At 70.0% G+C, this 26,581-nt stretch carries 21 protein-coding genes; 10 read left to right on the forward strand and 11 right to left on the reverse strand.

Translation table 11 applies throughout. The features are described 5' to 3' along the window. Positions 1-14 precede the first annotated feature (14 nt). Entirely contained in the window at positions 15-5,141 is a 5,127-nt protein-coding gene (locus tag M8R19_RS29455; RefSeq protein WP_249919701.1) for a trifunctional serine/threonine-protein kinase/ATP-binding protein/sensor histidine kinase, read from the forward strand. On the opposite strand, the gene M8R19_RS29460 is transcribed toward M8R19_RS29455, so the two are convergent. Beyond that, entirely contained in the window at positions 5,127-5,876 is a 750-nt protein-coding gene (locus tag M8R19_RS29460) for an SDR family NAD(P)-dependent oxidoreductase (RefSeq protein ID WP_249919702.1), read from the reverse strand. The two genes, M8R19_RS29455 and M8R19_RS29460, sit on opposite strands and share 15 nt — an antisense overlap. Beyond that, a complete protein-coding gene (locus tag M8R19_RS29465) occupies positions 5,864-6,283 on the reverse strand; it encodes a MerR family transcriptional regulator (RefSeq protein ID WP_249919703.1) in 420 nt (139 codons plus the stop codon). The genes M8R19_RS29460 and M8R19_RS29465 overlap by 13 nt, the downstream gene beginning before the upstream one ends. Before the next feature lie 221 nt (positions 6,284-6,504). Here M8R19_RS29465 and M8R19_RS29470 point away from each other — a divergent pair, with 221 nt between their 5' ends. The 5 genes from M8R19_RS29470 to nahK all read left to right on the forward strand — a co-directional run bounded on the left by M8R19_RS29470 (position 6,505) and on the right by nahK (position 14,962). After that, entirely contained in the window at positions 6,505-6,729 is a 225-nt protein-coding gene (locus tag M8R19_RS29470; protein ID WP_058070440.1) for a hypothetical protein, read from the forward strand. Between the two features lie 70 nt (positions 6,730-6,799). Beyond that, a complete protein-coding gene (gene pqqF, locus M8R19_RS29475) occupies positions 6,800-9,088 on the forward strand; it encodes a pyrroloquinoline quinone biosynthesis protein PqqF (RefSeq protein ID WP_249919704.1) in 2,289 nt (762 codons plus the stop codon). A 289-nt stretch (positions 9,089-9,377) separates the two neighbouring features. Then, the gene (locus M8R19_RS29480; protein WP_249919705.1) at positions 9,378-10,574 is read left to right on the forward strand and encodes a porin; all 1,197 of its coding nucleotides are present in this window, start codon (positions 9,378-9,380) and stop codon (positions 10,572-10,574) included. 667 nt (positions 10,575-11,241) lie between these two features. Beyond that, a complete protein-coding gene (gene nosP / locus M8R19_RS29485) occupies positions 11,242-12,402 on the forward strand; it encodes a nitric oxide-sensing protein NosP (protein ID WP_043316467.1) in 1,161 nt (386 codons plus the stop codon). Continuing rightward, a complete protein-coding gene (gene nahK, locus M8R19_RS29490; RefSeq protein WP_249919706.1) occupies positions 12,335-14,962 on the forward strand; it encodes a hybrid sensor histidine kinase/response regulator NahK/ErcS' in 2,628 nt (875 codons plus the stop codon). The genes nosP and nahK overlap by 68 nt, the downstream gene beginning before the upstream one ends. 417 nt (positions 14,963-15,379) lie before the next feature. Here the strand turns inward: nahK and M8R19_RS29495 are convergent, their stop codons facing one another. From M8R19_RS29495 to M8R19_RS29525, 7 genes are all read right to left on the reverse strand, one after another. Next, positions 15,380-16,240, reverse strand: coding sequence for a DMT family transporter (locus M8R19_RS29495; RefSeq protein ID WP_249919707.1), 861 nt, complete (start codon positions 16,238-16,240; stop codon positions 15,380-15,382). 9 nt (positions 16,241-16,249) lie between these two features. Then, positions 16,250-16,915 (reverse strand): response regulator AgmR, encoded by a 666-nt coding sequence (gene agmR, locus M8R19_RS29500; RefSeq protein WP_058070436.1) that lies wholly within the window; start codon positions 16,913-16,915, stop codon positions 16,250-16,252. Positions 16,916-16,970: 55 nt separating this feature from the next. After that, complete coding sequence (locus M8R19_RS29505) at positions 16,971-17,507, reverse strand: PQQ-dependent catabolism-associated CXXCW motif protein (RefSeq protein ID WP_069864424.1); 537 nt, start codon at positions 17,505-17,507, stop codon at positions 16,971-16,973. 104 nt (positions 17,508-17,611) lie between these two features. Beyond that, the gene (locus tag M8R19_RS29510; RefSeq protein WP_249919708.1) at positions 17,612-18,430 is read right to left on the reverse strand and encodes a lanthanide ABC transporter permease protein PedC; all 819 of its coding nucleotides are present in this window, start codon (positions 18,428-18,430) and stop codon (positions 17,612-17,614) included. Beyond that, positions 18,427-19,158: a lanthanide ABC transporter ATP-binding protein PedB/LutE gene (locus M8R19_RS29515; RefSeq protein WP_249919709.1), complete on the reverse strand. Its 732-nt coding sequence runs from the start codon at positions 19,156-19,158 to the stop codon at positions 18,427-18,429. Before M8R19_RS29515 ends, M8R19_RS29510 begins: the two co-directional genes overlap by 4 nt. Beyond that, positions 19,155-20,126 (reverse strand): YVTN family beta-propeller repeat protein, encoded by a 972-nt coding sequence (locus tag M8R19_RS29520; protein ID WP_249919710.1) that lies wholly within the window; start codon positions 20,124-20,126, stop codon positions 19,155-19,157. Before M8R19_RS29520 ends, M8R19_RS29515 begins: the two co-directional genes overlap by 4 nt. Before the next feature lie 44 nt (positions 20,127-20,170). Then, a complete protein-coding gene (locus M8R19_RS29525) occupies positions 20,171-21,376 on the reverse strand; it encodes a lanthanide ABC transporter ABC transporter substrate-binding protein PedA1 (RefSeq protein WP_249919711.1) in 1,206 nt (401 codons plus the stop codon). Positions 21,377-21,534: 158 nt separating this feature from the next. Between M8R19_RS29525 and M8R19_RS29530 the strand changes: the two genes are divergently transcribed. From M8R19_RS29530 to M8R19_RS29545, 4 genes are all read left to right on the forward strand, one after another. Next, positions 21,535-21,675, forward strand: coding sequence for a hypothetical protein (locus tag M8R19_RS29530; protein ID WP_249919712.1), 141 nt, complete (start codon positions 21,535-21,537; stop codon positions 21,673-21,675). Between the two features lie 9 nt (positions 21,676-21,684). Then, the gene (locus M8R19_RS29535) at positions 21,685-22,935 is read left to right on the forward strand and encodes a sensor histidine kinase (protein ID WP_074984022.1); all 1,251 of its coding nucleotides are present in this window, start codon (positions 21,685-21,687) and stop codon (positions 22,933-22,935) included. A 14-nt stretch (positions 22,936-22,949) separates the two neighbouring features. Next, positions 22,950-23,606, forward strand: a complete 657-nt coding sequence (locus M8R19_RS29540; RefSeq protein ID WP_061562022.1) for a response regulator transcription factor — start codon at positions 22,950-22,952, stop codon at positions 23,604-23,606. Positions 23,607-23,856: 250 nt separating this feature from the next. After that, positions 23,857-24,144: a HigA family addiction module antitoxin gene (locus M8R19_RS29545; protein WP_249920250.1), complete on the forward strand. Its 288-nt coding sequence runs from the start codon at positions 23,857-23,859 to the stop codon at positions 24,142-24,144. A 170-nt stretch (positions 24,145-24,314) separates the two neighbouring features. Here the strand turns inward: M8R19_RS29545 and M8R19_RS29550 are convergent, their stop codons facing one another. Then, positions 24,315-25,244 carry a carbon-nitrogen hydrolase family protein gene (locus tag M8R19_RS29550; RefSeq protein ID WP_249919713.1) on the reverse strand — a complete coding sequence of 310 codons (930 nt, stop codon included), beginning with the start codon at positions 25,242-25,244 and terminating at the stop codon, positions 24,315-24,317. 29 nt (positions 25,245-25,273) lie between these two features. Continuing rightward, a complete protein-coding gene (locus M8R19_RS29555; RefSeq protein WP_249919714.1) occupies positions 25,274-26,575 on the reverse strand; it encodes an MFS transporter in 1,302 nt (433 codons plus the stop codon). Positions 26,576-26,581: the final 6 nt, after the last annotated feature.

The raw sequence follows: 26,581 nt of genomic DNA on the forward strand, positions 1-26,581 counted from the left end.
GGCGTGGAGCGGGGATGAGCGACAGACGACAGGTCCTCTGGGACGACGGCGAGCGGGTATTCAGCCGTGGGCGGCATCCGCGCCAGGATGGGCTCGGCGTGCTGCTCGCGCGCCCGGCCGGCGAGCCGCCGCAGCCCGCCAGCGTCGAGCGCCTGGCCCACGAGTTCGGCCTGAAGGACGAACTGGACGGCGCCTGGGCGGTACGCCCGCTGGAGCTGCTGCGCGAGGGCGGGCGCAGCCTGCTGGTGCTGGAAGACCCCGGCGGCGAGCCGCTGTCCGCGCAACTGGGCGCGCCCATGGAGACCGGCCGCTTCCTGCAACTGGCCGTGGGCATCAGCGCGGCCCTGGGCCGCCTGCACCAGCGCGGCCTGGTGCACAAGGACCTGAAGCCGCCGCACATCCTGGTCGACTGCACCGACGGCCGCGTGCGCCTCACAGGTTTCGGCCTGGCCTCCTGGCTGCCGCGTGAACGCCAGGCGCCCGAGCCGCCGGAAACCATCGCCGGCACCCTGGCCTACATGGCGCCCGAGCAGACCGGGCGGATGAACCGCTCGATCGACTCGCGCAGCGACCTCTACGCCCTGGGCATCACCCTCTACCAGATGCTCACCGGCGACCTGCCGTTCGCCGCCAGCGAGGCCATGGAGTGGGTGCACTGCCACATCGCGCGCCAGGCGGTGCCGCCCACGGCGCGGGTGGCTAGCATCCCCGCGCCGCTGTCGCAGCTGGTCATGAAGCTGCTGGCCAAGACCGCCGAGGAGCGCTACCAGAGCGCCGCCGGGCTGGAGCACGACCTGCGCCGCTGCCTGGCGAGCTGGCAGCGCCACGGGCGCATCGACGACTTCCCGCTGGACGGGCACAGCGTGCCGGAGCGCCTGCTGATCCCCGAGAAGCTCTACGGCCGCGAACGCGAGGTCGGCACCCTGGTGGCCGCCTTCGAACGCATAGTCGCGGGCGACGCGCCGGGGCTGGTGCTGGTGTCCGGCTACTCCGGCATCGGCAAGTCCTCGGTGGTCAACGAGCTGCACAAGCTGCTGGTGCCGCCGCGCGGGCTGTTCGCCTCCGGCAAGTTCGACCAGTACAAGCGCAACATCCCGTACTCCACCCTGGTGCAGGCCTTCCAGGGCCTGGTGCGCATGCTCCTGGGCAAGAACGACCGCGAGCTGGCGCGCTGGCGCCAGGCCCTGCAGCAGGCGCTGGGCGCCAATGCGCGGGTGATGACCGAGCTGATCCCGGAGCTGAAGCTGATCATCGGCGAGCAGCCACCGCTGCCGGCGCTCGAACCGCAGCAGGCGCAGCGCCGCTTCCTGCTGGCGCTCAAGCGCTTCATCGGCGTGTTCGCCCGGCCGGAACACCCGCTGGCGCTGTTCCTCGACGACCTGCAATGGCTGGACGCGGCCACCCTCGACCTGCTGGAAGACCTGCTGACCAGCGACGACCTGCGCCACCTGATGCTGCTCGGCGCCTACCGCAGCAACGAGGTGGACGACGCCCACCCCCTGCGCACCACGCTGCGCAAGGTCGGCAAGGCGCAGGTGCGCATCGACGAAATCCGCCTGGCGCCGCTGGGCCGCGGCCATGTCGAACAGCTGATCGCCGAGGCCCTGCACGGCGCGCCGGCGCACATCCGCCCGCTGGCGCAACTGGTGCACGACAAGACCGCCGGCAACCCGTTCTTCGTCATCCAGTTCCTCCAGGCCCTGGCCGAGGAGGGCCTGCTGGCCTTCGAGGCGCCGGCGCGGCAGTGGCGCTGGGACCTCGGGCGCATCCAGGCGATGGGCTACACCGACAACGTCGTCGACCTGATGCTCGACAAGCTGGCGCGGCTGCCGGCACAGACCCAGGAGGTGCTGCAGCAGCTGGCCTGCCTGGGCAACCGCGCCGAGGCCGCGACCCTGGGCAGCGTGCTGGCGCTATCGCGCAGCCAGTTGCAGCGGGCCCTGTGGGACGCCATCCGCCAGGAGCTGGTGGAGCGCGGGGAGGGCGCCTACGCCTTCGCCCACGACCGTATCCACGAAGCGGCCTACCTGTTGATTCCCCAGGCCGAGCGCGCCGCGGCGCACCTGCGGATCGGCCGCCTGCTGGCCGAGCAGACGCCGCCGCAGGCGCGCGAAGAGGCGATCTTCGAGATCGTCGGCCAGCTCAACCGCGGCGCCGCGCTGATCGCCGAGCCGGACGAGCGCGAGCGCCTGGCCGGGTTCAACCTGCTCGCCGGGCAGCGGGCCAAGGCCTCGACCGCCTATGCCTCGGCGCTGGCCTATTTCGCCCGCGGCGTGGAGCTGCTGGACGAGGCGAGCTGGCAGGGCCGCCACGAACTGCTGTTCGCCCTGGAGTCCGGCCGCGCCGAATGCGAGTTCGCCACCGGCCAGGTGGCCCAGGCCGAGCAGCGCCTGCGGATGCTCTCCGGGCGCGCCGCGACGACCGTGCAGCGCGCCTGGGTGGCCTGCCTGCAGGTGGACGTCTACCTGATCCTCGACCGCCGCGACGACGCCGTGGCGGTCTGCCTGGACTTCCTCCGCCACGTGGGCATCGACTGGCCGGCCCACCCGGACGACGCCACGGTGCAGGCCGAGTACGAGCGCATCCGCGCCCAGCTCGGCGCGCGGCCCATCGACACGCTCATCGACCTGCCGCCGATGCGCGAGCCGCTCGCCCTGGCCACCATCGAGGCGCTGACCACGCTGTTCTCGCCGGCCCTGCACACCGACGGCAACCTGGCCTGCCTGACCATCTGCAAGGCCATCAACCTGAGCCTGGAACACGGCAACGGCGACGCCTCCTGCGTGGCCTACGCGAACATCCCGCGGGTCGCCGGGCGGCGCTTCGGCGACTACCAGGCCGGCTTCCACTTCGGCCGGCTCGGCTGCGAACTCGTCGAACGCCGCCGCCTGGAACGCTACGAGGCGCGCACCTACCTGTCGTTCTCGCTGTTCGCCCAGCGCTGGGTGCAGCCGGTGCGCGCCTGCGAGGAGCAGCTGCGCCGCGTCTTCGACAGCGCCAACCGCACCGGCGACCTGCCGTTCGGCGCCTTCGCCTGCAACAGCCTGGTGTCCAACCTGCTGTTCAGCGGCGAGCCGCTGCCCGAGCTGCAGGCCGAGGCGGAGCGCGGCCTGGCCTACGCCGGCAAGGTCGGCTTCGGCCTGGTGATCGACTTCCTCGACAACCAGCTCGCGCTGATCCGCACCCTGCGCGGCCTGGCCCCGCGCTTCGGCCACCTCGACCAGGGCGGCTTCCGCGAGGTGGAGATCGAGGCGCGCCTGGCCGGCGCCTCGCGGGTGTACAGCTGCTGGTACTGGGTCCGCAAGCTGCAGGCGCGCTACTTCGCCGGCGAGTACGCGGCGGCGCTGGAGGCCTCGGCCCAGGCGCAGCCGCTATTGTGGACCTCCCATGCGTTCATCGAGGAGGGCGAATACTGCTTCTTCGACGCGCTTGCCCACGCTGCGCTGTGCGATGCCGCTACGCCGGACGACAACCACCTGGACGCGATAGCCGCGCACCGGGACGAGTTGCGGGTATGGGCCGACCTCTGCCCGGCGAACTTCAGCTGCCACGTCCTGCTGCTGGAGGCCGAACTCGCCCGCCTGCAGGGCCGCGTGGCCGACGCCGAGCTGCACTACGAACAGGCCATCCGTGCCGCGCAGGACGACGGCTTCCTCCAGGTGGAGGCGCTGGCCAACGAACTGGCGGCCGCCTGCTACGCCGCGCGCGGGCTCGACAGGGTGGCCCGCGTCTACCTGCAGGGCGCGCATGCCTGCTACCTGCGCTGGGGCGCCGAGGGCAAGCTGCGGCAGCTGGAGGCGCGCCATCCCTTCCTCGGCGAGCAGGCGCCAGCGCCGGGACCCACCGCCACCATGGCCGCACCGGTGGAGCAGCTGGACCTGGCCACCGTGCTCAAGGTGCTGCAGACCACTTCCGGCGAAATCGTGCTGGAGCGATTGGTGGACAGCGTCATGCGCACCGCCCTCGAACAGGCCGGCGCCGAACGCGGCGTGCTGGTGCTCCAGGGCGCCGAGGGGCCACGCATCGTGGCGCAGGTGACGGTCGACGACGACGCGTCGCGCCTGCAACTGCGCGACGAGCCGCTGAGCGAGGCGCTGCTGCCGGAGGCGCTGCTCTACCAGGTGCTGCGCACCGGCGAGAGCCTGGCGCTGGACGACGCCATGGCCGAGGCGGCATACGCCAGCTCGCCCTACGTACGCAACCGCCAGGCGCGCTCCATCCTCTGCCTGCCGCTGATGAACCAGGGCCAGCTCAGCGGCGCCCTGTACCTGGAGAACAACCTGACCGCCCGCGCCTTCAGCCCGGCGCGCACCGCCGTGCTCAAGCTGGTGGCCTCGCAGGCCGCCGCCTCGCTGGAGAACGCCCGGCTGTACCGCGACCTCGCCGAGCGCGAGCGGCGCTACCGCGAGGTGCAGGGCGAACTGGCCCACGCCAACCGCGTGGCGACCATGGGCCAGCTCACCGCGTCCATCGCCCACGAGGTCAACCAGCCGATCGCCGCCACCATCACCAACGCCTACGCGGCGCAGCGCTGGCTGGGCGCGCAGCCGCCGGACCTGGGCGAGGTGGGGCAGGGACTCGAACGCATCGTCAAGGACGCCAACCGCGCCGCGGACGTGCTCAAGCGCATCCGCGGGCTGCTGCGCAAGGCGCCGTCGCAGAAGGCCGCGCTGGACATCAACGAGGCGATCCTGGAAATGGTCGAGTTCACCCGCGGCCAGGCCGCCAAGGGCGGTGCCACGGTGCGCACGCAACTGGCCGACGGCCTGCCGCCGGTGGAGGGCGACCGGGTGGAACTGCAGCAGGTGCTGCTCAACCTGATCATCAACGCCATCGAGGCCATGGGCGAGGTCGACGACGGCGTGCGCCAGCTGGACATCGAAACGGCGCCGGACGGCGCAGGCGGCGTGCGGGTGAGCGTCAGCGACACCGGGCCGGGCTTCGCCGCGCAGGATGCCGGGCAGGTCTTCGCGCCTTTCTACACCACCAAGCCCAGCGGCCTGGGCATGGGCCTGTCGATCTGCCGTTCGATCATCGAGGCCCATGGCGGGCAGCTGCAGGCCTTGGCCAACCCGCCGCGCGGCGCGCTGGTCCGCTTCGACCTGCGGGGTTGCCCGGGCGAGGCCCTAGAGCTGCGATAGGCCGCCGTCCACGCACAGGTCGACGCCGGTAATGAAGCTGCTGTCGTCCGAGGCGAGGAACAGCGCGGCGTTCGCCAGCTCCTCGGGGCGGCCGAGCCGGCCCAGGGGAATCTGGCCGGCCACCTGCCTTTCGAAGGCGGCGAACTGCTCGTCGCCGATGCCCATCTTGCCGATGATCGGCGTCAGCACCGGGCCCGGGCTCAGGCAATTGACGCGGATGTTGCGCTGCCTGAGCTCCGCCGCCCAGCTGCGCGCGAAGGAGCGGACGGCGGCCTTGCTGGCGGCGTACACCACATGGGCGTCCAGGGCCTTGAGGTGGGCGATGGACGACACCAGCACGATGGAGCCGCCGTCGCGCAGCAGCGGCAGGGCCTTCTGGATGCTGTAGAAGACGCCCTTGACGTTGATGTCGAACTGCTCGTCGAACTGCGCCTCGTTCACCTGTTCGCCCGCGGCGGGGCGGATGACGCCGGCATTGGCGACCAGCACGTCGAGCCGCCCGAACAACTGGCCGATGCGCTGGTACAGCGCGTCGATATCGGCCAGCCGGCCGGCGTCGGCGCAGATGCCCAGGGCGTTGCCGCCGATCTGCCCGACGGCCTCGTCTAGCACCTGGCGGCGCCGCCCGGTGATGACCACCGTCGCCCCCTCTTGGGCGAACCGCTGCGCGGTGGCCAGGCCGATACCGCTGTTGCCGCCCGTCACGAGCGCGATCTTGTCATTCAGCTTTCCCATGGTTCCTCCAACGTCGTTGCCGAGTGAGTTTGCGTGGGGGGTTGCCATGCAGGATCGGGCAGCGGCAGGTAGCGCCCGATCTTCTCCGCCAGCCGCGCGCGGCGATCGGCGAGCCGGGCCTGGAGCGCGTCCAGCGCCTGGAGCTTCTCCAGGTGCTGCTGCAGGCAGGCGAGGAAGCCTTCGCTGTCTTCCTCCTCCTCCAGGTGCTGCAACAGGCCGTGGATCTGCCGGGTGCTGAAGCCGCACTCGATCAGTTCGCGTATCCAGAGCACGCGCCGCACCATGGCCGGGGCGTAGTCGCGATAACCGTTTTCCAGCCGCGACGACGCGATCAGCGCCCGGGCCTCGTAATGACGAAGCGCGCGGGTGCTCGCGCCGGTACGCAGTGCCAGTTCGCCAATCCGCATGTTCACCTCCACCGGCGGAACTCTAGGGGCTTGACGCTAGTGTCAAGGTCAAGCGCCTGGGCTTGCCCGGCGCGGGACCTCGGGTGGCGATTATAGAAACGCGGCCCGGTGGCCAGAAATGCACATGGGTATAGGCACGGCATACCTGGGTATGACGGCCGGCGGGGCACGGAGGCCGGCTCGTCTATGCTGGAGTTTTCGACTGCCAGCGAGGGTGCGTCATGGGCCTGAACGAAGCGAGCCAGCGGCTGCGGCGCGAACTATTGAACATGGCCTTCCGCCATGAGGGGCTGGCGACCGACTTGGGGCGGGCCGCCGAGCAGCTGCCGGCATCCCAGGCGGTGCACCTGGTGCGCATGGCGGCCTTCCTGCAGGGCGATGCCGAACGGCTGATCGCCATGGCCGAGCAGGTGCGCACGGGCGTCATCAGCGCCAGCGGCCCCTGACCCCTCCAAAGCACTATTCCCTTCCTCCGGCGTGCGGGTAAGGTGGCGGCAGAACACCACTGGATTGCCCATGAACCGCAACGCCGCGCCCGCGCAGGCCCGCCAGGTCGTCCTGGCCAACGGCCTGGGGCTGACCCTGGTGCACGATCCGCAGGCCACCCGCGCCGCCGCCCTGGCGCGGGTGGCGGCCGGCAGCCATGACGAGCCGCGGGCGCACCCCGGGCTCGCGCATTTCCTCGAACACCTGCTGTTCCTCGGCGGCGTGCGCTTCGCCGCGGGCGAGCGGCTGATGCCCTGGGTGCAGGCGCGGGGCGGGCGGCTGAATGCCAGCACCCGGGCGCGCACTACCGACTACTTCTTCGAAGTGCCCGCAGGGGAGCTGGACGGTGGGTTGGCGCGCCTGCTCGACCTGCTGGCCCGGCCGCGGCTGGAGCATGCCGCGCAGCTCGGCGAGCGCGAGGTGCTGGAGGCGGAATACATCGCCCGCGCGAGCGATGCCGGCACGCTGATAGACGCGGCCCTGGCCGCCGGGGTGGCCGAGGAGCATCCGCTGCGCCGCTTCGTGGCCGGCCGGCGCGCCAGCCTGGCGGTGGAGGCGGCGGGTTTCCAGGGCGCGCTGCGGGACTTCCATGGCGGTTTCTACCGGCCCGGCAATGTGCAGCTGTGGCTGCAGGGGCCGCAGTCCCTCGACGAGTTGCAGGCCCTGGCCGCCCGGCATTGCGGGGATTGGCGGCCCGGCCCGGTGCCGGCCCGCGACCTGCCGCCGGCCCTGGCGCCGCTGGCCGGCGACAGGCTGCACCTGCGCCTGCCCGGTGCGCCGCGCCTGGTGCTGGGGTTCGCCGTGGCCGAGCTGGATGCCGTCGCCGAGCAGACCTTCGACGCCCTGGCTAGCCTGCTGGGCGACGAGGCGGAGGGTGGATTGCTGGCCTGGCTGGGCGAGCGTGGGCTGTGCGATGCGGCGAGCTTGCGGGTGGCCTACCGCGCGCCGGGGCAGGCGCTGCTGGCGGCGACCTTCGAGCTGGCGCAGGCGCGGGATGCCGCGCGGGTCGAGGCGGCCTTCCTCGATTGGCTACGGGCGTTGCGCGAGAGTGGCGGCGATGCCTTGGTGGCGGACGAAGCAGGGCAACTGCCTCCCCTGGAACAACTGCAGCGGCGTGCCCGGGGCCTGCCGGCGCCGGTCTCGCCGCAATGGCTGGCGGCGCTGGACGCATCGCGCCTGGTCCGCCTGCTGGTGGCGGCGGATGCGTCGGGCCAGCCCGCTTGTGTAGCCGGCTTCGACCTGCACCTGGGGCGCAGCCCGGTCGAGCCCGTGGCCTTCGCTCCTCAGCCCTGGCGCTTCGCGACGCCACCTGCGGCCAGCACGGCGGCGACGGGCTCGATTCATTTGCGTTGGCGCTTCCCGCGCGCGCCGTCCCATAGCCACTTCCTCGCCTTGCGCCATAGCCTGCGTCCCCTGGCCGGGCTGGCGCGGCGCAATGGCGTGAGCCTGCGCCTGGACGAGGAGGGCGCCGACTGGGCCCTGGGCCTGCAAGGCCCGGCCGACCGCCTGGAAAGCTGCCTGGACGGCGCCCTGGCGCTGCTGGCCGAGCCCCCTGCGGCAGTGCTGGCCCAGGGGGAGCGCCTGCTGTTGCGCGAGCGGCAGCAGAAGGCCGCCGAACTGCCGATCCGCCGCCTGCTCGACGCCTTGCCGGTCCAGTTGGCGGGGGAGGGTACGGCTTTGCCGGACTGGCCTTCGGCACGCTGGGATGTGCTGGTGCGCAACGCCGAGCCGCCCCAGCCAAGCCAGGTGCCCGGCCGGTTGGCGACGGAACCGCTGTTGCCGCCGGTACGGGTTCGGGGCCGCCATCGCTGCGACATGGCGGGTGAAGGCGAGTCGGCGCTGCTGCTGTTCTACCCGCTGCCAGGGCGGGATGCGACTCAGGAGGCCGCCTGGCGCCTGCTGGCGCGCGAGCTGGAAGGCGGCTTCTACCAGCGCCTGCGCGTCGAGTTGAACCTGGGCTATGCGCTGTTCTGCGGCTTCCGCCAGGTCGCCGGTTGGCGCGGGCTGCTGTTCGCCGTGCAGTCGCCGCATACACAGCCGGACGCGCTGTTCGGCCACCTGCGCACCTTCCTGGAAGACGCCGCCATCTCCCTGGGCGAACTGTCCGAGGCCCGCCTGCACGACCTCGCCCACAGCCTGGCGAATGAGCCAGCTAGTGAGGGCGCAGCCTGGCGCGACCAACTCGCCGGCGTGGATGCCGATCACGCGCAACGCGTGGCCGAGGCCGCCCGCCGCACCACTCGCGCCGATCTCCAGGCCGCCCATGCCGCATTGCTGGGCGAGCAGGGCGGCTGCTGGCTGCTGACCAACCGCGCCTGATCTCTTTCTGCACCTCCTTCCGCTACTGCCCGGGCGTACCGCCCCGGGCACGTGCGCCTGCGACTTTGGTCCTGCGCCGCAAGGCCCGCTGCCAAGGTGCCGCTACCCCCGCGACCAAGGCGCCGGGCCTTGTGGTGGCCTGGTGCCATGGCCTTGCGCAGCGCTCCGGCAAGCCCCACGCAAGCAGCGCCGGAGCGCGCCCAAAGCAGCGTATGGCGCCGCGCGGGGCGTTTCGATAATCGCCTCCGCCACGACCCCGAACGGTCATCCATCCCCTGCGGAGCGCGTCATGCACAAGAACAACACCGCCATTCGCCGTTTCCTGCCCCTGGCCCTGGCCTCGCTGGGCAGCCTGGGCTGCCTGCCGGCCGTCGCCGACATCAAGCTGTACGACAAGGACGACACCACCTTCTCCACCGACGGCTACTTCAACGCCTTCTACGTCAACAGCGACGTGGACCGCGAGGGCGACACCTATGACCGCCGCCAGTCGCGGGTGAAGATGGGCTTCCTGCCCAACTACATCGGCTTCAACTTCGGCAAGAAGATCGACGGCCTGACCCTCACCGGGCGCTCCTCGTTCTGGGTGACCATCAACGACAGCGAGCAGGACGGCACCGACACCGCCATCGACGTGCGGCAGTTCTACGGCAACGTGGCCGGCGACTGGGGCGAGGTGCTGATCGGCAAGGACTTCGGCCTGTTCTCGCGCTCGAACATCTTCCTCGACGAACTGCTGGCCGGCTTCGGCAACGCCAGCGACACCCTCGGCCTGGTGGACGGCAAGGGCGTGTCCTTCGGCAACATCGGCACCGGCTACCCGTACCCGTTCCCCACCTCGCAGATCACCTACCGCAACAACAACCTGGCGGACGGCCTGCGCGTGGCGGTGGGCATCATGGACCCGATCGACACCAACCAGATCGACAAGGACGCCAGCGACGGCCTGGACGACAAGGCCTACCAGGACAACCCGCGCTACGAGAGCGAGATCAGCTACCAGTTCGACCTGGGCGGCGCGCAGATCTACAGCTGGATCAACGGAGCCTACCAGACCTCGAAGAACACCAACGACCAGGTCGACGACGTCACCTCCAAGGGCCTGGGCTACGGCATCCAGGCCAAGTTCGGCGGCGTGTCGCTGACCGGCTCGGGCTTCACCGCCAAGGGCATCAATCCCTTCTTCACCAACAACGCCGGCGAAGCCGCGCTGCGCGAGGTGGACAGCCGCGGCATGCTGCTGCAGGGCTCCTACACCTGGGGCAAGAACCGCCTGGCGCTGTCCTACGGCAAGACCGAGGACGACGGCAACGGCCTGGGCAGCGCGGCGGACTACTCCACCCGCGGCATCGCCTACTTCCGCACCATCAACGACAACCTCAAGCTGGTGGCCGAGTACAACCAGTACGAGATCGACGGCCGCAAGGGCTCGCTGGTGAGCGAGGACACCGACACCTTTGCGGTTGGCGCGGTATTGAACTGGTAATTCTCAGGGCTCCTTTGGCAGTAATTGGGCGGGGCGGCGGTGGCGTCGGTCCGCCGTTTTTTTTGTGGGGGGAGAGGGATGGTGTTTCTGTCGGGAGGGTTGGTGTGGCTTTGAAGAGCGCCCTCTCCCTAACCCTCTCCCTGAAGGGAGAGGGGACCGTTCGGAGTGCTCGGGTATTTCGGAGTCAGCCGGCAGCTCCAAAAATTACCGGCTGAAGCCAGGCCCCATCTCGGCACGGACAAGCCCCCTCTCCCTTCAGGGAGAGGGCTGGGGAGAGGGTTACTGACTCCAACCCCGCTCCGCAGCTGAACCTGACTCCGCTGTTCGCTGTACCGCGAATCGCGCGCAGGGCGCGCTCCTACAAAGGAAATGGGCAGCAACTGTCTTGCCGACTGCACCGAGGTGCTTTTCGTAGGATGGGTTGAGCTTGCGATACCCATCGGACCCTGGTGATGGGTATCGCTTTCGCTCAACCCATCCTACGGAAGCCGGGCCGCTTGTACGGTAAGCGGATATTGCCCGCGAAGTGCGCCGGAACCTCCGGCCATCGCGGACAAGGCCCGCCCCTACGCCTTTCGGAGGTCCCCGCCAGCACCCAAGTAGCATGGGGCCGCGCCGGGCGCCTTCGTAGAATGCCCCCGTGGTCAACCGGCGTTGAGGCAGGCGTATGCAGGAAGGGCAGGGCGAAGGCGTAGTCAGGGGCATGTCCAGTGCCCGCGATGCGGAGGCGGTGGCCCAGGACCTGGCGCGCCAATTGATCCACCCGCACCTGGGCTTCGTGCTGTTCTTCTGCTCCGCCGAGTACGACCTGCCGGCCCTGGCCGCCGCGCTGGAGCAGTATTTCGGCGGCATCGAGCTGGTCGGCTGCACCACCGCTGGCGAGATCACCCCCCAGGGCTACGGCCGGGGCTGCGTCAGCGCGGTGGGCTTCGACGTGCGCAGCTTCGCCGTGGCCAGCGCGCTGATCGACGAGATGGAGCGCTTCAGCCTGATCGACGCGCAGCAGCTGGTGGAGGCCCTGGTGGCCGACTGCCGCAGCAGCGAGCTGGCGCCGATCAAGGACCACAGCTTCGCCCTGACCCTGCTCGATGGCCTGTCCAGCCGCGAGGAAGTGGTGCTGGCGGCGCTCAGCGCGGCGCTTGGCGCCATTCCGCACTTCGGCGGCTCGGCCGGCGACGACAACCACCTCACCCATACCCACGTCTACTACCAGGGCCAGTTCCACACCGGCGCGGCGGTGGTGCTGCTGTTCAACACCTGGCTCGACTTCGAGGTGTTCACCACCCACCACGTGGTGCCGCGCGGCGAGAAGCTGGTGGTGACCCGCGCCGACAGCGCCAGCCGCCGGGTGCTGGAACTCAACGCCGAGCCCGCCGCCCTGGAATACGCCCGGCTGGTCGGCGTGGAGCCCCACGAACTGAGCTTCGAGCTGTTCTCCCGCCACCCGCTGGCGGTGCGCATCAAGGACCAGTACTACGTGCGCTCCATCCAGCAGGTGCACGACGACTTCAGCCTGACCTTCTACTGCGCGGTGGAGAACGGCATCGTCCTCACCGCCATGAGCACCGGGCCGCTGCTGCCCAACCTGCAGGCGCAGTTCGCGCGCCTGCACGAACGCCTCGGCCCGCCGCTGCTGACCATCGGCTGCGACTGCTTCCTGCGCCGCCTGGAGCTGGAAGTGGCGGGCGACAGCGCAGCCACCGCCGCTTTTCTCCGCCACCAGCAGGTGATCGGCTTCAACACCTACGGAGAGCAATTCAATGGCATGCACATCAACCAGACCTTCACCGGCGTCGCCATTGGCCGTCCCCGTGGCGGCGCCGGCTGAGCTGCTGGCGCGCATCGAGGCGCTCGAGCGCGACAAGCTCAAGCTGCAGCGCATCAACACCGCGCTGATCGAGCGCATCGAATCCAGCGCCTCGCGCGGCGACGGCGCCTACGGGGCCTTCCAGCACTCGGTGGTGCTGGCCGAGCAGGTGCGCGAGCGCACCGACGCCCTGAGCCAGGCCATGGCCGAGCTGAAGTCCAGCAACCAGCTGCTCAGCGATGCCCGCCTGCGCGCCGAGACCGCCCACCAGCACCTGCTGGACGCCATCGAAAGCATCTCCGACGCCTTCGTGCTGTTCGACCCGCAGCAGCGCATCGTGCTGTTCAACGAACGCTTCCGCGCGCTCTGGGCGCCCACCCGCGCGCGCCTGGGCGCCGGCACCCGGCTGGCCGAGGTGCGCCGCCTGGCGCAGAGCAGCGGGCTGATCGTCGAGGAACAGCGGAGCAACGACGACGAACATACCCTCTACCGCCTGCGCGATGACCGCTGGGTGCGCATGAGCGAGCGGCCGACCCGCGACGGCGGGCTGGTGGTGCTCTACACCGACATCACCGAGATCAAGCTCAGCGAGACCGCGCGCCGCGAGCAGGCGGTGGCGCAGAAGTCGCACCTGCTGCAGCGCGCCGTGGACAACCTGTCCCAGGGCGTGGCCATGGTCGGCGCCGAGGGCGCGCTGGAACTGTGGAACCGGCGTTTCCTGGAGCTCTGCGGGCTGGCGCCGATCGGCGCGCACCGGCCCTTCGCCGACGTCATGGGCGAGAGCGGCCTGCCGCTGCTCACCCCGCGCAGCCGCGGCGACGACGGCGCGCCCCTGGCGGCCCTGGAGCAACGCCTGTTCGACGGCCGCATGCTGGAAATCCGCACCCACGCGCTGCCCACCGGCGGCTTCGTCAACACCTTCACCGACATCACCGAGCGCTACCGCCACGCCGAGGCGCTGCGCGAGAGCGAGCGCTGGATCCGCCTGATCACCGACCAGGTGCCGGCGCTGATCGCCTACCTCAATGCCGACCTGGTCTACGAGTTCACCAACAAGGTCTACGAGCAGTGGTACCGCTGGCCCAGCGGCGCGATGCTCGGGCGCAACCTGCGCGAGGTGCACGGCGCCGAGCACTGCCGGCGCCTGGAGCCGTACTTCGAGCGGGCGCTGTCGGGCGAGAGCGTGACCTTCGAGATCGCCGAGACCAACCTGGCCGGGCAGGAGCGCTACATGCAGCGCTCCTACGTGCCCAACCGCCAGGCCGACGGCCAGGTCGCCGGGCTGTTCGTGCTGATCCGCGACATCACCGAGCGCCGGCGCACCGCCGAGGCGCTGCACCAGGCCTACCAGAACCTGGAGCAGCGGGTGCGCGAACGCACCGCCGAGCTGACCAGCCTGAACGACCAGCTCAAGCGCGAGATCGACGAGCGCAGCCAGGTGCAGGCGCGCCTGCGCGAGGCCAAGCGCGAGGCCGAGCAGGCCAACCTGTCGAAGACCAAGTTCCTCGCCGCGGTCAGCCACGACCTGCTGCAGCCGCTGAACGCCGCGCGGCTGTTCACCAGCGCCCTGCAGGAGCGCGGCGAGGGCGACGGCCTGGTGCGCAACATCAGCCATTCGCTGGAAGACGTGGAGAACCTGCTGGGCACCCTGGTGGACATCTCCAAGCTCGACGCCGGGGTGATCAAGCCGGACATCGCGCCCTTCGAGGTCGGCGAGCTGCTCGGCAACCTCGCCGCCGAATACCGCCAGATCGCCGCCAGCGAAGGCCTGCGCCTGGACTACGTGGCCTGCGACGCCCAGGTGCGCAGCGACCTGCAACTGCTCGCGCGCATCCTGCGCAACCTGCTGTCCAACGCCATCCGCTACACGCCCAGCGGCCGCGTGCTGCTGGGCTGCCGGCGGCGCCGGCAGAGCCTGTGGATCGAGGTCTGGGACACCGGCATGGGCATCCCGGCGGACAAGCTCGGCGAGATTTTCCAGGAGTTCAAGCGCGGCGACACCCAGCGCTCCCACCAGGACCGCGGCCTGGGCCTGGGGCTGGCGATAGTCGAGAAGATCGCGCGCATGCTCGGCCACCGCATCCAGGTCGGCTCGGTACCCGGCAAGGGCTCGCGCTTCGCCATCGAGGTTCCGCTGGCACGCGGTGCGGTGCGCGCCCGCCCGGAGCCGGCGCAGCAGGCCGAACACCTGGTGGAACGCCTGCGCGGCTCGCGGGTGTGGGTGCTGGACAACGACGCGGCCATCTGCGCCGGCATGCGCACCCTGCTGGAAGCCTGGGGCTGCCGGGTGGTCACCGCGCTATCGGAAGAAGACCTGGCGCGCCAGGTGGACAACTTCCACGCCGAGGCGGACCTGCTGATAGCCGACTACCACCTGGACGACGGCTGCAACGGGGTGGACGCCGTGGCCTCGATCAACGCCCGCCGCGGCACGCCGCTGCCGGCGCTGATGATCACGGCCAACTACAGCAACGAGCTCAAGCAACAGGTGCGGGAGCTGGGGCATACGCTGATGCACAAGCCAGTGAGGCCGATGAAGCTGAAGACGGCGTTGTGTCATTTGATGGATCGGGCTGGCTGAGGCTGGTGTTGTACCTGTAGGAGCGGGCCCTGCCCGCGATTTTCGCGCGCAGTCGTGGTGATGGGTATCGCTCCGCTCAACACCATCCTACGACACGGCTTTTCCTGCGCCTTGTAAGAGCGGATTTATCCGCAATTCACCCTGGTCCGAACCTGATGCACATCGCGGACGGAGTCCGCTCCTACAGGGAGAACACCGGAAACTATCTTGCCGGCTGCGCCGATGCGCTTTTCGTAGGATGGGTTGAGCTTGCGAAACCCATGCGGTTGCGATGACGGGTATGTGGTGATCAGATCGGCAACTCGGTGTGGCCGGCGAGCGCCGAAATCACACTGCACGCCGAACGGTCCCCTCTCCCTCTGGGAGAGGGTTAGGGTGAGGGAGCGGAGTCACCGGCAAAGAAAAGCCAGCCAGTGCTCAAGCCCGCTGGGCAGCCGGCACACGCACCTTGGCCCGCAGTATCAACCCAATCCCCCCCAACACCGCACAAGACACCAGCAACAACCGCAAACCGATGTGCTCCCCCAGCAGCAACGCCCCGGACAACGCCGCCAGCACCGGCACACTCAACTGCACCGACGCCGCCTGGATCGCCGACAGCCCCGGCAGCGCCGCGTACCAGATGGCATAGCCAATCCCCGAAGCCAGCGCCCCGGACAGCACCGCGTAGACCACTCCCGGCACATCCCCCCGCAACTGGCCATGGAACACCAGGGCCAGCACGGCAGCAAAGGCGATACCTCGAACGAAGTTGCCCGTAGTCACCGCCAATGGATCGCCCGCATTACGCCCCAGCAGCGAATACAGCCCCCAGGCCACGCCGGACAGCAGCATCAGCAGCGCCCCAGTCAGCGGCGGGGCGCCGGCGCCGGGCAGCAGTTGCACCAGCAGCCCGCCCAGGGCCAGGGCGAAGCCCAGCAGGGCCTGGCCGGCCAGGCGTTCGCCGCGCAGCAGGCCGACCACCAGCATGGTCACCTGCACCGCGCCGAACAGCAGCAGCGCGCCGGTGCCGGCGTCCAGCTGCACGTAGGCGTAGGAGAAGGCCGCGGCGTAGACGAACAGCGCCGCCGCCGCGCGCCAGTTGCCCTTGGCTTGGCTGGCCCGGCCGCGCAGGCGCAGCAGCAGGCCGAGCATCAGCGCGCCGGAGAGGATGCGGATGCCGGTGAAACTCACCGCGTCCAGTTGGGTGGCCTTCAGGGCCAGGCGGCAGAGCAGGGAATTGCCGGCGAAGGCGAGCATCGCCAGCGCCGTGAGCAGCAGGGTGCGCGAGGCGGGCATGGGGGCTCCCTAGCGGCGCAGGTAGGCGGCGAAGTCGATGTCGCCGGCGCTGAGGATGGCCTGCACCCGGTTGTGCACCTTGAGCTTGCGCAGGATCGCCGAGACGTGGGCCTTCACCGTGGTCTCGGCGATCTCCAGGTTGTAGGCGATCTGCTTGTTCGACTCGCCCTTGGTCATGCGTTCGAGCACCAGCAGTTGCTTGCGCGTCAGCGCCTGCAGCAGCTCCGGCGGGATGCCGTGCTCCTCGTGGCCGCTGCGCCGCGGCGAGGCCTTCTGCGTGCGGATGATGTCCGAGGGCAGGTAGACGTTGCCGTTGAGGATCTGCTCGATGGCCTCGGTCATCTGCGCCCGCGGCGAGGACTTGGTGATGAAGCCCACCGCCCCGTAGGTGATGGCCTGCAGCACCACCTGCTTGTCCTGCTCGGCCGAGACGATCACCACCGGGATGGTCGGCGCCTCGTTGCGCAGGTTCATCAGGCCGCTCAGGCCGTGCATGCCGGGCATGTTCAGGTCGAGCAGGATCAGGTCCAGGTCGTCGTGCTCCTGGGTCAGGCCCAGGGCGCTGTCGAGGTCGGCGGTCTCCATCACCTCGCTGCCGGGGAAGCCGTCGGCGATGACGTTGTGGATGGCCTCGCGGAACAGCGGGTGATCGTCGGCGATCAGGATCTTGTACATGGCCTACACCTCGTTGTTGTCGTTATGGGCGGCGGCTAGCCGTTGCCGGGTGTGCTCAGGGGAAAGGGTGCGGCTGGGCGTCCTGCAGGGGCAGGCCGGCCTGTTCCCAGGCGTCTACTCCGTCACGGTACCAGTAGAGCCTGGAATAGCCCAGCGCATGGGCGCGCCGGACCGCGTTCCAGCTGGCCCAGCAGTCCGAGCGGCAGTAGAACACCAGCGGGCGCGTCGGGTCGCCCTCGCTCAGCTGCCGCAGGTTCTCGCGGAAGTAGGCCTGCCAGGGCGCGCTCAGCACGCCGTCGCCGGTGTTGGCCAGCCATAGGCTGCCGGGCAGGTTGCGATGCGCTTCGTTGGCCACGAACCGGCCGTTGAGCCAGGTGCGGCGGTACACGTCCACCAGGCGCGTGCGTGGTTCGCGCTTGAGCAGCGCCTGCAGGGCGGCGGTGTCCAGGGTGGTGGCGTGGTCGGCGCTGGCCGGGGTCGGGCTGCGGTACTGGCTGGTGCGGTAGCCGTCGCTGGAGAACAGCGCTTCGTCCGCATGGGCCAGCGGCAGGCCCAGCAGCGCGCAGAGCAGGGCAGGGGCTAGGCGGGGCATGGTGGCATCTCGATATTTATTCTTCTGCCCGCCATTACATGCCAGGGGCGCTGCTTTGGAAATTCGACGTCCGGAGGGTTGATCCAGTACCAAAGTAGGAGATTTCAGCCCTTGCGCAGCGCCGCGTGCTGCGGGTTGAAGGTGAGCAGCGCAAGGCCGGCGAACAGCAGCGTCAGCCCCAGGCACACCGCCAGCGCCAGCGGGTTGAAGCGCTGGTACAGGGCGAAGCGCACCAGCTCCACGGCGTGGCTGAAGGGGTTGAGCGCGCACAGCCAGTACAGCCCCACGCTGGCCTCGCGCATCTTCCACAGCGGGTACAGCGCCGAGGACAGGAAGAACAGCGGGAAGATCACGAAGTTCATCACCCCGGCGAAGTTCTCCAACTGGCGGATGGCGTTGGACAGCAGCAGGCCCAGGGCGCTCAGCAGCAGCGCCGCCAGCAGCAGCGCCGGCAGCGCCGCGAGCAGCCCCCAGGCCGGCGGCTGCACGCCGTAGAGCCAGGCGATGGCGAGGAAGGCGTATACCTGCAGCAGCGACACCAGCGCCGTGGCCAGCAGCTTGCCGGCCAGCAGGAAGGCGCGCGGCAGCGGGCTGGTGAGCAGCACGCGCATGCTGCCCATCTCGCGGTCGTAGACCATCGACAGCGAGCCTTGCATGCCGTTGAACAGCAGGATCATGCAGCACAGCCCGGGGACGATGTAGGTCTCGTAGGTCACGTAGGTGTCGTAGGGCTCGATGATCGAGATGCCCAGCGCGGCGCGAAAGCCGGCGGCGAACACCAGCAGCCACAGCAGCGGGCGCACCAGGGCGCTGAGGAAGCGCGAGCGCTGCAGCACGAAGCGCAGCCACTCGCGCACCACGATGCCGCGCAGGCACTGCCAGTAGGCGGCGGGGCCGAAGCCGAGGGTGTCGTATGGCTTCATGCGCAGGCTTCCAGGCGGGTGAGGCGGGCGAAGGCGCGGGGCAGGTCGCCACCGTCGGCGGCGCTGACCTGCGCCGCTTCGCCCTGGGCCACCAGGCGGCCGCGGTCGAGCACCAGCAACTGGTCGTCGCCGCGCACCTCGTCCAGCAGATGGGTGGTCCACAGCACTGTCAGGCCCTCGTCGCGGCACAGCTGGCGCACGTGTTCGTTCAGCCCCTGGCGCGCCGCCGGGTCCAGCCCCACGCTGGCCTCGTCGAGCAGCAGCAGGCGCGGGCGGTGCAGCAATGCGCGGGCGATCTCCACGCGGCGGCGGTGGCCGCCGTTCAAGGTGCGCACCTTGTCGCGGCGGCGCTCCTGCAACTGCTGGCGGGCCAGTTCCTGCTCGATGCGGCCGGCCGCCAGGGCCCGCGGCAGGCCGTGCAGGGCGGCGTGGTAGCGCAGGTTCTGCTCCACGCTCAGGTCCAGGTCCAGGGTGCTCTGCTGGAACACCACGCCCAGCTGGCGCAGGGCCAGGCGCGGCTGGCGGGCCAGGCTGCAGCCGCACACTTCTATCTCGCCGACCTGCAGGTCGTACAGGCGCGTGAGCAGGGCGATCAGCGTGGACTTGCCGGCGCCGTTGGGCCCCAGCAGGGCGGTGAAGCGCCCGGCCGGCAGGGCGAAGTCGATGCTGTCCAGCGCCTTGCGCGCGCCGTAGGCGAAGCCCAGGCCCGCCACCCGCAGGGCGTTCATGGCGTCACCACCACGCCCCAGGGGTAGCGCCCGACCTTGATCGAGCGGGTCACCTTGAGGTCCTTCACGTCGATCACCGACACGTCGCCGCTGACGCCGTTGGTGGCCAGCAGCAGGCTCTCGTCCGGGTTGAACGCCAGGTGCCAGACGCGGCGGCCCACCAGCAGGTAGTCGAGCACCTCGAAGGTCTTCGCATCCACCACCGCAATGTGGTTGGCCGGGCCCAGGGCGACGAAGGCGTACTTGCCGTCGCTGCTCAGCTTCACGCCCACCGGCTGGATCTTGTCCGGGTGCACGCCCTTGATGGCGAAGCGCAGGCTCTTGAGGATCTTGCGGCTGGCCACGTCCACCACGCTGACGCTGCCGCCGATCTCCGCCGACACCCAGACCTGGCTGCCGTCCTTGTTGAACTCCGCGTGGCGCGGGCGCTGGTCCACCAGGGTGCTGTCCACCAGCTTCTGCGTGGCGGTGTCGATCCAGTGCAGCATGTTGGTGGTCTCGCTGGTGTTCACCGCCCACTTGCCGTCCGGGCTCACCGCCATGCCCTCGGGCTCCACGCCCACGTCGATCTGGCCGAGCACCTGGGCGGTCTGGGTGTCGACCACCGTCACCAGCGCGTCGTCCTCGTTGGAGACGTACAGCCAGCGGTCGTTGGGGTGCAGGGCGAACTGCTCGGGGTCGGCGCCGGAGGGCAGCTGCCTGACGATCTTGCCGCTGGCCAGGTCCATCACCTGCACGGTGTCGGAGTCGCTGGCGCAGATGTACAGCAGCTTATTGTCGTGGGACAGCGCCAGGCCGCGGGGGCGCTTGCCGGTCTCCAGGGTGCCGGTGACGGTCATGCTGTCCAGGTCGATGACGCTGATGTTGTTGTCCTTCTCGTTGGACACGTAGGCCTTGGCGGCGAAGGCCGGCGGCGCCAGGCACAGGGCGGCGGCCAGCAGGGAAGGGGCCAGGGTGGCTGGGAACATGGCAGGTCGGAAAATGGCGGCGCGGGACATGGCGTATCTCCAGATCAGGGCTTGGCGTCGGCGAGGCGGCAACGGCTTTCCGGAGCATCCAGGCCGAGGCTGTCGAGTTCGCTTGCGGGGTGCAGGAAGCCTTCCTGCGGCGAGGTGCTGACCAGCGCGCGCGGCTGCACCAGGGGAATGGGCTGGCGCAGCTGGCCGTCCCAGGGGCGGTAGCTGAGCTTGTAGCCCTTGAAACCGTCCAGCGGCAGGTCCGGCGACAGCGCCAGGGCGCGGATGGCCTGCGGCTCGGCGTTGCGCAGGCGCGTCACGGCGCTGGCCACGCTGCGCACGGCGACCCAGGCGGCGAAGTCGCGGTCGTTCATCCAGCGCTTGGCCTGCGCCTCGAAGCGCTTCTGCAGCTGCGCGGCGCCGAAGGTTTCCACGGTCTTGTGCCAGCCCGTGGCGACCAGGCCCTGGGTGCCGGCCACCGGGCGCGGCAGCCAGGTGTTGTAGGGCACGTACTCGCCGAAGTCGCCGTGCTCGTCGGCCACCAGCACCACGTCGTAGTCGTCGCCGGCCTGGGTGAACAGCGGCATGTCGGCCTGGGCGCTGCGGCGCTGGTCGTTGGCGAAGGTGAAGGCCTTCTCCTCGACTATCTTCGCCCCGAAGCGCCTGGCCGAGCGGCGCAGGGCGGCGGCGTAGGCCTTGTCCTCGGGGCGCTGGCCGATGATCAACAGCCAGTGCGTCCACTTGCGCAGCACCAGGAACTGGGTGAGGGCGTCGGTCAGCATCAGCCGGCTGGGCAGGGTGTGCAGCACGTTGGCCGGGCACTGGTCGGCGCGCAGCTCGTCGTCGGCGGCGCCGGCGTTGAACAGCAGGCTGTCCGGCAGCGCGGCGGCGAGCTGGCGCAGGCTCTCGGCCGGGGCGTTGACCACGAACAGGCGCAGGCCGTCATCGTGCAGCTTGCGCGCCTCGGCCAGCAGCTGCTGGGCATCGGCGCTGGTGGCGCTGACCAGGCTGTAGCGCTGCTTGAGGAAGCGCCCGGTGGTGTTGCTGTCGTCGATGGCCAGCTCGGCGCCGCGCAGGCCGGCGTCGCCGGGCTCGGGGATGATGTTCGACAGCAGCGGGCCGGGGTCGGGCGTGTAGCCGAGGTAGGCGATGCGCACCTGCAGCTCGGCCGCGGCATCCTCGGCACGCACGTTCAGGCAGAGCAGGGCAGCGCAGGCGACCGCCAGCAGGTAGGCCACGCCGTGCAGGGCGAACTGGCGCATGGGCGACTCCATTGTTGTTGTGTCGCCAGCATAGGAACGCGCCAGGGCCTGGGAAATATGCAGAAAGTACCGCCGGGGCAATACCAAGGTAGTAGATCGCCGCCCGCGGCCGCGCCCTAGCATGGCCCTACAACAACAAAGACAACGGGAGCCGAGCCATGCGTATCGCCGTCACCCTGGTACTGCCCATCCTGCTGATCCTCAGCCTGCTGGGCTTCGATTTCATGTACAGCCTGCACACCCGCCCCGGCGCGCCCAGCGCCTGCGTCGCCGGCCAGCCCTGCCGCGTGGGGCCCTAGGGCGCGGCCATGTCGGCGCTGTGGCGGATCAACCTGCTGGTCGGGCTGTTCTTCGCCCTGGTCGCCGCGCTGTGCGTGGCCGTGCTGCTGCACCAGGGCGACGAGGACGTGCGCCGCGAACTGGACGCCGCCCGCGCCGTGGTGGAATACCTGCGCGAGGCGGCGCTGCGCGACCCGGCCAGCCTCGACCAGAGCCTCACCGGCGGCCTGCGCCACGTGCGCGTGCACTGGCTCGACCAGCCGCCGCCGGCGCCGCGCGGCTGGCTCGACGAATGGCTGGCGGCGCGCCTGTACCCGGATGTCTACCACGCCGCGCCGCTGCAACTGGCCGACGGCCGCCGTGTGCAGCTGAGCGTGGACCCGCGCGACGAAATCGACGAAGTCCGCGACTCCCTGGTGCAGCTGCTGGCGCTGTTCGGCGTGGCCCTGGCGGTCAGCCTGCTGGCGATCCGCTGGGCGGTGCGCGGCGGGTTGCGGGTGGTGGAGCAACTGCAGGCCGCGTTCGGTGAGATCGCCCAGGGCCGCCTGCAGGTGCGTCTGCCCGGCCATTCGCTGCCCGAAGCGCAACGCCTGGCCGGACGCTTCAACGGCATGGCCGAGGCCCTGGAGCGCGCCTGCCAGGAAAACGCCGAACTGACCCGCTCGCTGCTCGCCGTGCAGGAGCGCGAGCGCCAGGAACTGGCCCAGGCCCTGCACGACGACATCGGCCAATACCTGGCCGGCATCCGCGCGCAGCTCTTCCTGCTGCACAGCCTGCACGACCAGCCCGCCGCGCAGCCCACCCTGGAGCGCATGGACCAGCACTGCCGCGGCCTGAACGACAGCTTCCGCGCGCTGATCCGCGACCTCTACCCGGTGGTGCTGGAGCACCTGGCGCTGGACGAAGCGGTGCGCGCCTACGTCGAGGACTGGCAGGCCAGCCAGGGCATCGCCTGCACCCTGCGCCTGCCCGACAGCCTGCCGCCCCTGGGCGACGCGGCCAAGGCGCACCTGTACCGCCTGCTGCAAGAGGCGCTGACCAACGTCGCCCGCCACGCCGGCGCCACCCGCGTGTGGGTGCGCCTGCAAACCCGCGGCGGCCACCTGTACCTGGCCGTGCGCGACGACGGCCGCGGCAGCGACGGCCCGCCCCGCGCCGGCATCGGCCTGCGCTCCATGCGCGAGCGCGCCCGCTGCCTGGGCGGCGAACTGCAACTGCGCAGCCAGCCCGGCCTGGGCCTGGCGCTGCGCCTGCGGGTGCCGCTGCCGGTGGCGGCATGAGAGGAGAGAAAGCGATGAAAATCCTGCTGGTGGACGACCATTTCGTGGTGCGCGAAGGCATAGCCGCCCTGCTGCGCGGCCTGCTGCCGGAAGCGGACGTGGTGGAGGCGGGCGACGGCGAGGAAGCGCTGCAGGCGGTGCAGCGCGAGATTCCCGCGCTGGTCATCCTCGACATCGGCCTGCCCGGCATCAGCGGCCTGGAAGTCACCCGCCGCCTGCGCCAGCGCCTACCGCAACTGCGCGTGCTGTTCTTCAGCATGCACGACGAACTGCCCCTGGTGCGCCAGGCCCTGGACGCCGGCGCCGCCGGCTACGTGACCAAGGGCGCGGCCCCGGCGGTGCTGCTCGAAGCGGTGCGCCGCGTGCTGGCCGGCCAGCTCTATATCGAACAACCCCTGGCCACCCGCCTGGCCTGCCAGCCCAGGGGCCTGGAAGAAGGCGACCCGCGCCTGCACGGCCTGACCCGCCGCGAATTCGAAATCTTCGTCATGCTCGCCCGCGGCCTGCCGGCAAGGCAGGTGGCCGAACACCTGTGCGTGAGCGCCAAGACGGTGTCCAACCATGTGACGCTGCTGAAGCAGAAGCTGCAGGTGAGTTCCCACGCGGAGCTGGTGCACCTGGCCATCGACAGCGGCGTGCTGCGCGTGAGCGGCGAGGCGCTGGCGGGGTAGGGATTGGGCTTTTCTGCGATTCGCGCGCAGGGCGCGCTCCTACAGGGGAATGGTGTGGGTGGCGCAGCGTAGGAGCGAGCTTGCTCGCGAACTTTGGACACCCACTCTGGACCCGACCTCGTCACCCCCGCGAACGCGGGGGTCCAGAGACTTTTCGAACAGGGCGTGCATCGCTCGGGAAGACCACTCCTACACAAGCCTCAGCGCCAACTGATCGAGCCCTGTGACGCACCAGATCACACTCACCTCCATGATAACGCCCAACCCACCCCACCCAGGCGAAACCCTGCGCGAAGACGTGCTGCCGGCGCTCGATATCAGCGTCACCGAACTGGCCCGCCGCCTGGGCTTCGCGCGCGAAACCCTGTCGCGGGTGCTGCACGGCCGCGCGCCCATCAGCCCGGACCTGGCCGTGCGCCTGGAGCTGGCCGGCATCGGCACGGCGCGCACCTGGCTCGGCGTGCAGGCCGACTACGACATCTGGCAGGCCAGGCACCGCGAACAACCACATATCGAGCGCTTCGCCGATATCGCCTGAAAACTGAAAAGCCCCGTGAATGCGGGGCTTTGCCTGTTCCGAAGCATCAGGGAGCTGCTTCGTAGGATGGCGTGGAGCGCAGCGATACCCATCATCCCTTGCGCACCACCTCCCCTGTAGGAGCGGACTTCGTCCGCGATCCGCGGCCACGCCCCCTGCAGCGTTCGCCCTCAAGGCTCGAAAGTCACCGGCCGCAGCGGTGCGGTATTCACCTTCAGCTCGAACACATCCGGCCGCGCATAGTGGCCGCAGGCGTCGAAATCGAGGTTGCCCTTGCTCAGCTGGGCCGTGTCGAGGTCGGCGTAGAGTTCGGTCTCGCAGTCGAACACCGGGCCGGCCAGCACTTCGCCCTGCGGGCTGACGATCATGCTGCCGCCGCGCATCACGTACTCGTCCTCCTGGAAGTCCAGGCCGAACGCCTCGCGGTGCTGCTGCGGGTACTCGCCCAGGCGGATCGCCTGGCAGGCCGAGAGCACGAACACCCGGCCTTCCAGGGCGATATGCACCATCGAGCTGGCCCAGGACGGGCGGTCATCCGCGGTGGGCGCGCAATACAGCTGCACGCCCTGGGCGTACATGGCCTGGCGCAGCGCCGGCATATAGTTCTCCCAGCAGATCACGCTGCCCAGCACGCCGAATTCGGTGTCCACCGGCGCTATCGTGGAACCGTCGCCGAAGCCCCAGATCAGCCGCTCCTGCCCGGTGGGCATCAGCTTGCGGTGGTAGCCGGCGATGCCGCGCCCCGGCGCCAGGGTCACTGCGGTGCAGTACAGGGTGCGGCCGAAGCGCTCGATGATGCCCACCACCACGGTCACCCCGGTCTGCTCCACGCTCTCGGCGAGCACCGCCAGTTCCGGGCCGTCCAGCGCCACGGCGCCCTCGACGTAACGCTGGTACAGCTCGCGCCCCGCGGCGCTGCGGTTGCCCACCACGCTGCCGAAGGCGGCCCCCTTGGGATAGCCGCCGATGAAGGCCTCGGGGAACACCGCCAGCTTCGCGCCCTGTTCCGCCACGCGGCGGAGGATGTCGCAGGCCTTCTCGACGCTGGCCATCGGCTCGTAGGGAACGGAGGCGGCCTGGATGATTGCTACACGGGTCATGGGGACTCCTGACTGTCTGTTGAAAAGGCTTAGAAACGGCTGATGTCGTTGTCGCGGGTTTCCGGCAGGGTCTTCCACAGCACCACCAGGCACACCAGGGAGACCGCCGCCAGATAGGCCGCGGGCAGGTTCGCGTCGCCGGTCTGGCGAATCAGCGCGGCGGCGATGAAGGGCCCAGGCCCGGCGAGGATCGCCAGCGCCAGGTTGTGGCCCAGGGCCGCGCCGGTGGAGCGGATCGAGGCCGGGAAGACTTCCACCAGCAGCACCACGTCCATCACCGCGGTGATCGCCACCAGCACGCCCATCACGATCAGCCCGGCGAGAATCGCCAGTGGGTTGCCGCTGTTGAGCAGCAGGAAGATCGGATAGGCCAGCAGCGTCAGCGCGGCGGCAGCGCCCAGCAGCAGCTTGCGCCGGCCGATGCGGTCGCTGAGTTGGCCGATCAGCGGGTTGACGATCACATAGACCACCAGTGCCGCGCTGCACAGCCACAGCGCGCTGCTGCGCGGCAGGCCGACGGTGGAGACCAGGTGGTTGTTGGCGTAGGTGATGAAGTAGTAGAGCGAGACGCCGAACAGCGCGGAGAAGGCGAAGGTGGTGACGAAGGCGCGGCGGCGCACGGCGCGGCTCGGGGCTTGCACCTTGTGCGAGTCGCGCTGGCGGACCATCTCCTCGTATACCGGGGTGTCGCCCAGCTTGCGGCGGATGAACACGGCGATGCCGGTCATCACGATGGACGCCACGAACGGCAGACGCCAGCCCCAGGCCGCCAACTGCTGGTCGTCCAGCGCCGAGGCGATGCTCGCGGCGGTGAAGGTGCCGAACAGGAAGGCCAACCCCGCCGTGCCGGTGATCACGCTGGCCGCGGTGGCGCGGCGGTTGGACGGGGCGCTCTCGACGATGTAGATGCCGGCGCTGGACCACTCGCCACCGACCATCATGCCCTGGATGAAACGCATGGCGATGAGCAGGATGGGCGCGGCGATGCCGATCGCCTCGTAGGAGGGCAGCAGGCCGATGATGGTGGTGCACACGCCCATGCCGAACACGGTGATGATCAGCACCGCGCGGCGGCCGAAGCGGTCGCCGATGGGCCCGAGGATCAATGCCCCGAACGGCCGCGAGAGGAAGCCGACGGCGAACACCGCCAGCGACGAGAGCAGCGACACGCCCGGCGCGCTGGAGGGGAAGAACAGCATGCCGATCACCGCGGCGAAGTAGCCGTAGATGGCGAAGTCGAACCATTCCATGAAATTGCCGATGCCGACCGCGATGGCCCGCTTGCGGATATCCGACTGCCCGCCCTTGGTCCGGATGCTGCTTGCACCCATGCTTTG

The organism is Pseudomonas sp. R3.Fl (assembly GCF_023516765.1).
Lineage (GTDB): Bacteria > Pseudomonadota > Gammaproteobacteria > Pseudomonadales > Pseudomonadaceae > Pseudomonas > Pseudomonas citronellolis.